Origin of the sequence: Peribacillus sp. NPDC097284 (assembly GCF_044761765.1) — a bacterium.
Lineage (GTDB): Bacteria > Bacillota > Bacilli > Bacillales > DSM-1321 > Peribacillus.
The window spans coordinates 1-5254 of sequence record NZ_JBIWCZ010000028.1 but is presented as its reverse complement, the minus strand read 5'-3'; the positions used below and the strand labels follow the sequence as shown (position 1 = coordinate 5254).

The 5254-nt window shown below is 58.7% G+C and carries 4 protein-coding genes; 3 read left to right on the top strand and 1 reads right to left on the bottom strand.

Annotated features, from left to right (window positions below; all coding sequences use genetic code 11):
- Positions 1–71: 71 nt before the first annotated feature.
- Entirely contained in the window at positions 72–2453 is a 2382-nt protein-coding gene (locus tag ACIQXU_RS20785) for a DUF4365 domain-containing protein (protein ID WP_245220045.1), read from the bottom strand.
- A 379-nt stretch (positions 2454–2832) separates the two neighbouring features.
- Between ACIQXU_RS20785 and ACIQXU_RS20780 the strand changes: the two genes are divergently transcribed.
- The 3 genes from ACIQXU_RS20780 (at position 2833) to ACIQXU_RS20770 (ending at position 5200) form a co-directional block, all read left to right on the top strand.
- A complete protein-coding gene (locus ACIQXU_RS20780; protein ID WP_307807323.1) occupies positions 2833–3666 on the top strand; it encodes a DUF3560 domain-containing protein in 834 nt (277 codons plus the stop codon).
- Complete coding sequence (locus ACIQXU_RS20775; RefSeq protein WP_003942448.1) at positions 3663–4019, top strand: hypothetical protein; 357 nt, start codon at positions 3663–3665, stop codon at positions 4017–4019. The genes ACIQXU_RS20780 and ACIQXU_RS20775 overlap by 4 nt, the downstream gene beginning before the upstream one ends.
- A 194-nt stretch (positions 4020–4213) precedes the next feature.
- Positions 4214–5200, top strand: coding sequence for a DUF4192 domain-containing protein (locus ACIQXU_RS20770; protein WP_037130195.1), 987 nt, complete (start codon positions 4214–4216; stop codon positions 5198–5200).
- Positions 5201–5254: the final 54 nt, after the last annotated feature.

Sequence of the window (5254 nt, the reverse complement as noted above, 5' to 3'; positions counted from 1 at the left end):
TTGGTCGAGAACGGTTGTGTCGCAACTCCCATTCTTACGCCGAGGACCAGCCCGTCTACTTCAATCCCTCGTCAGCAACGTCCATACCCACAACAACTAGGCCCCTCTGAGGGAAGGGCGACCATCAAGTCATGGAGCGGACCTGCAATAACATCGACCACCTCTGGAGGAATCTTTTTCCCCAGAATTGCGATCCTCGCTAGCACTCCCTGGCGGTCAGAGACGAAAGGCAGTTCCGTCGTCAATAGGTCGGAGATCGAATCCCACGAAGCGAGCTGGGGATACCAGACATTCAGTGTGACCAGATCGGATGCAAAGTCCTTCACTCCCATGGCGAACGAGCCGCTTTTGAGGTCGGAGATCCGCTGGGTGGTCGCGGAGGACAGCTTCTCAATAACGCCCTTCGCTATGTCGTCATCTAGGTCTCGTACATCTCCAAAAGCACTGAGAGCGGACAAGTTCCCTTCTTCAATTCGCTTCTGAATCGTTTCCCGATGGGCGGAATCGTGCTTGGCGAGGATTCGATCGAACGCTTCTTTGAGTGCCGGGCCGTCCTTGCTGCGCACGGCAACCGCCGTTCTGTCGTCGCTGGTCCATTCACTTATTGGCACGTTCTCCACGACGCGTGCCCAATCGTACGAGGAGCCGATATCCCCTTGCTGTGGAGATTCTTTGATGTGTTCGATCACCTCACGCAGGACCGGCGCTGAAATCACGGAAACAAGATTCGACAAAACCTTCAGCAGTGCATGCTCCAGTGAGAAGGTCGGCTGCAGCCGAGTTGCCAAGTCGCCAGTATCATTCAACCTCGCCAGTATCCAGCGTGCATGCGTGTCTGCCCAGTCTGTTTCAAGGACATCGGAGGCAGACGAAATCGTTTGCAGGTCAGCGTGTAGCGAAGTTCGAGTCCCGAGTTCAAGTCGCACTACGCCCGCTGCAGCGCGGACCGCGGTTGCGGGCCCCACCCTTAGTAAATGCCGCACAGTGTCCTCGATCAGCTTGTGTTCACCTGCGTGCCTCAGCGCAGCCAGCGATTTAGCGATCTCCTCAGCTGAGCTGTCGTTCATGAGCGTGTACTGGGCCAAGAGTGTGTGCGATCTTCGCCAGGATGAATGATCCGCAGCGATCCCGGCAAGCAGCGTCGCCGACCGGAGCCTCAAGCTGGTCGGATCCAGTTCTGGGCCCTCGGAATTACCCACCCATACTTGGAACTGGTCGGTGAACTGAATCTCCAGGCCGTCCGCTACCTCCTGCCGACTCCACCACGACGCGAGGGTGTCACGGCCCTTGATCACTTCCTCAACACCGATAACTTCCTTGCTGTCCGTCGACCATGGGTTGAGTCTGAAGATGAGATCAGTGCCCGATCCTGTGATTGCCATAGCGGTTGGGTCATCTACCGCTACATTTCGAATTTTTTGGACGTCGACGGCACAGAGACGTGCATTTGCGAGATCGCCGAGCTCGGCTAGACAACGGCCTCTGTGCAGGAGGAGCCACGCCCGATCGACGTCGCTGTAATCGCTATGGGTCAGAGCGCCGTCTACGACGTCCAATCCGCCTTGTGGGTTTCCGTCTTCGACGGAAAGAGCACAGGCGAACACTGCGGCTGCAGCCCGTTCCGATGGCGCCTTGGCGTCCTTGACCAGTTTTTCGAGCGCGTCAATGTTGGCGTCACCGCCCAGAATGTCGTGCGCTGCAGCATAAAATCGCCACCCCCACGTGGTCGAGCTTCGGCATTCCGCGAGGTCCGGTGCCGGATCCTTAGTACTTTTGGCCAGCGCGTCAACCGCCGTGCGCGGTGTCAGGTGCCTCAGCCGCATTTTGATCAACAATGCGATGGCTTCGTGGGGTTCCAGTTTCGTCACTGGCGAGTTCGGGTGGGGGGCCACCAGGCGCGGCGTCAACATCGCATAGCGGTAACGATCAGTCGACAACACATCTGCACTACCCCACGCAGTCCCTTCCCATTGTGAGTGGATTCGGCCTTTGGTCGCGATTTCCAGGAGGTCTCCTATGTGGTGTTTGTCGACAGTTGAATCAACGCGGACCAGAATCTTGGCACCTTTGCCGGTACTTTTAACTGAATCCTGTGTCACATGAACCCAATACGATTTTTCGGTGGACTCCTCATGCAGGAACAGGATGAACGGCACAGAGTATTCGAGCCAATACTTCAAATGCTCACTGTTGGTATCACGGAACCACCATCCAACAAGTTTTCCGTCCGCATCGAATTCCGGATAATCGAACCACGTGTCCCCGTTCTTCACCTGACCAGCGATGAGTGCACCAGAATCAATGCCTGTTGCCGTCCGCGGCTGCAGAAAGACATCTGTACCGACTTCGCCGGCAGGGTTGGGGGCTACGTGCCAATTCAATTTCGTGAACTGGTAGCCGATGGCTAATTCCCCAATGTTTCCGGTTTGGACGGTACTACTGGCTTTTATCATTGTTTCGCCTCATCTGCCGCGTTCCCTGATGGTTCCTGTCTATAGACAATCACAACCTGCGTGTATGTCCCCGGCACCGGGTGCGGCGGGGACATACACGCAGGTGAATGCATGTTTTTGTCGGATATCGAGGGTAGGTTTGGAGGTGTCCAATTGCTGACGGGCGGACTGACTACCTGCCCCACTGTTAGGTCGGAGATTCGAAGTGACGTTGACGATTTCGCACACTGCCGCGGATGGAACGCTAATTGACGGGACCTCTCGCGGTGATGGTTCCGGAGATGTATTGGCGGCGCACGGGTGGAGGTGGTTTCGCAGTATCGGTTTCTGGGGGATCCGGAGCAGTAGGGATCGGGCTCCGAAGGTTCGCCTGATTGAGTTGACTGCAGAGGCGTTGCGCGCGAGTGGTTTCGATGTCGAGATTGATATCGACTCGACAGCGCGGCCGACGGCCGAGGTCGAGGCCGATCGCATTGATCGTCAAACTGCTCGGGTGGAAGCGCTCGCGCTGAAGGCGGGGCGCCGGTCAGAACAGGCGGAGTCGGCTTGGGAGGCAGAGCAGCGCGCGGCTGCCCAGCTTCCTCCTGGGGGTGAGCCGATCAAGGTCGGGCACCATTCGGAGGGGCGGCATCGGCGAGCGCTCAAGAAAGTCCATCAGCGCCTGGGACAGGCTGTGGCAGCCGAGGGGAATGCGGAGGAAGCACGTAGGCGCGCGGAGGCGACAGCGGTGACCACAGCGGCTCGCTACAGCCCGGTGACCGTGAAGAATCGGATCGACAAAATGCACGCAGAGCAGCGCGCGGACCAACGCGAGCTCGACGGTCACGAGCGGACGCTCTTCGTGGTGCGTGGCGTGAAGCTGATCGAGAAATTTCCTCCGGCCGAGGGCACCTACCGTCAGGCGTTGATTACCCGTATCGCCGAGCGGGCCGACCAGATCACCTATTGGGAAGGAATCCGCGCCCAGCAGATCGCGTCAGGTCAGGCCAACAATTTCGGGCCGGACACGATCGCGAAAGGAGATCTGGTCAGGTGCTCGGGTGTCTGGTATTCGGTGGTTCGGGTCAATAAGAAATCTGTCACTGTTCCGGCGAGGATTGGCGGCGATTGGACGGACACTATTCCGTATCACAAACTTGCTGGACACAGGCAGGCGAAGGAAGCCGAAACAGCTTCGGCCAGTTCATCTTCCATCAAGGAGGTTCGGTCGTGAACAGTCTCCGGGACGAGATTCACAGCGGAGAGTTTCGGCAGTCGCGCCACTATCCGGTTGCACGTTCCGTGGAACGTGTTGCTGCCCAAACATTTATGCGACTCCACCCCGAGACCGAGTGGCCACCGGTTAACGGCCACTTCGCGGACGTGTACCGCCTCGCCAGCTGGCGTCTGCTCACACCGCTCGAGACTGTCGCCGCTCTCGATTACGAAACTCTGACGGCGAGCTCGTGGGACGCTCTGCCGGACGATCAGCGCGAAGCCTGGTTCGAGCATGTGCGCGGCACCAATTCTCGTCTGTCACGCACCCGGATCGGCAGATTCACAGCCGAGGTGATCACTGCCCCTTAGCAGCTAAGACTACGGGAGGCCGGCGCTTTGCGTCGCCTCCTGTGTCTATGTCCCCGGCACCGGGTGTGCCGGGGACATAGACACAGGTCAAAGTGCCTTTTTGTCGTAGGCGTGGGGTAGCTTTCAAGTGTTCGTCAGTCCAATCCATCGGGTGAATCTGACCAGTTCGCCCACCGACCCAAAGGGGTTCCGTAATGCCAGCTTTCCGAATGACCAGCCCGTCCGATGTTGTCGCCGGTGCCGTGGCTATGGGTGGCCATCTTCCCGAGGACGAGTTGGTCATCATCACCCTCGATGTGCACCCGTGCAGGGTCGCCATGCTCCCCCTCCTCAATCTGCTCCCTGGCGTGTCGGAGGGAATTCTGAGTTCCTTGCGTGTGACACCAGCTCTGGAAGAGTGCCAATCGATGCTTGTGGTTGTCTTTGGCACGCTCGAACGGGGCAATGACGTAGCCGAAGCGCTCGAAACATTTCGGCCCGATTCAGTTCCGCCTGTGTTCGTTTTCACCGATGGTCTGGTACGTCAATGGACGGGCGCGGGATCACTTGCCGCACAGTCGGGTACACCTGTCGATCTTGCAGCACACCCACTGATCACCGAAGCGTTGTTCGAGGGCACAACGATTCTCAAGACCCGCAGCGAGATCCGAGCAGGGTTTACCGCCGCGCAGCACGGCCCGGAACGCGCTGCCGCGGCCTCACGGGCCTTCGGCGCCAAGCGCATCGTTCTACGCGCCATGGAGCCACAGCGAGCGGCCGATCGGGTATTCGATCTGGCACTTTCGCACTACCTGGACGGCACGTCACAGCACGGCATTACCGTTACCGATGAGCACGCAGCCGTTATTGCTGCTGCCATGCATGACGTGACGGTGCGCGATCTGTTGTTCGCACACATCGACGAAAACAATGCCGATGCAGCCGCCGAGGTAATGCGGCAGGTCGGCGCACTTTTACCCGAGGATTTGGCCGGTCCGCTCATGGTGTTCGCCGGAGTCTTCAACTGGGTCAATCGCCGCTCTGCGCTGGCACGTGAAGCACTGACGAGTGGCCGCCGACTCGACCCGTCCCACAGCTTCGGGAAAATGTTCGAGCAGGTTCTCGACAACGGTCTGCACCCCGCGATCTGGGAACAATTGCGGACTGCGGCAGTTCTGGCACATCAAACCCAGGCGCAGTAGATAACGAATCGGTGGCGCAATGCATTTCGTGACTGCGCCACCGATTTTCTTGCC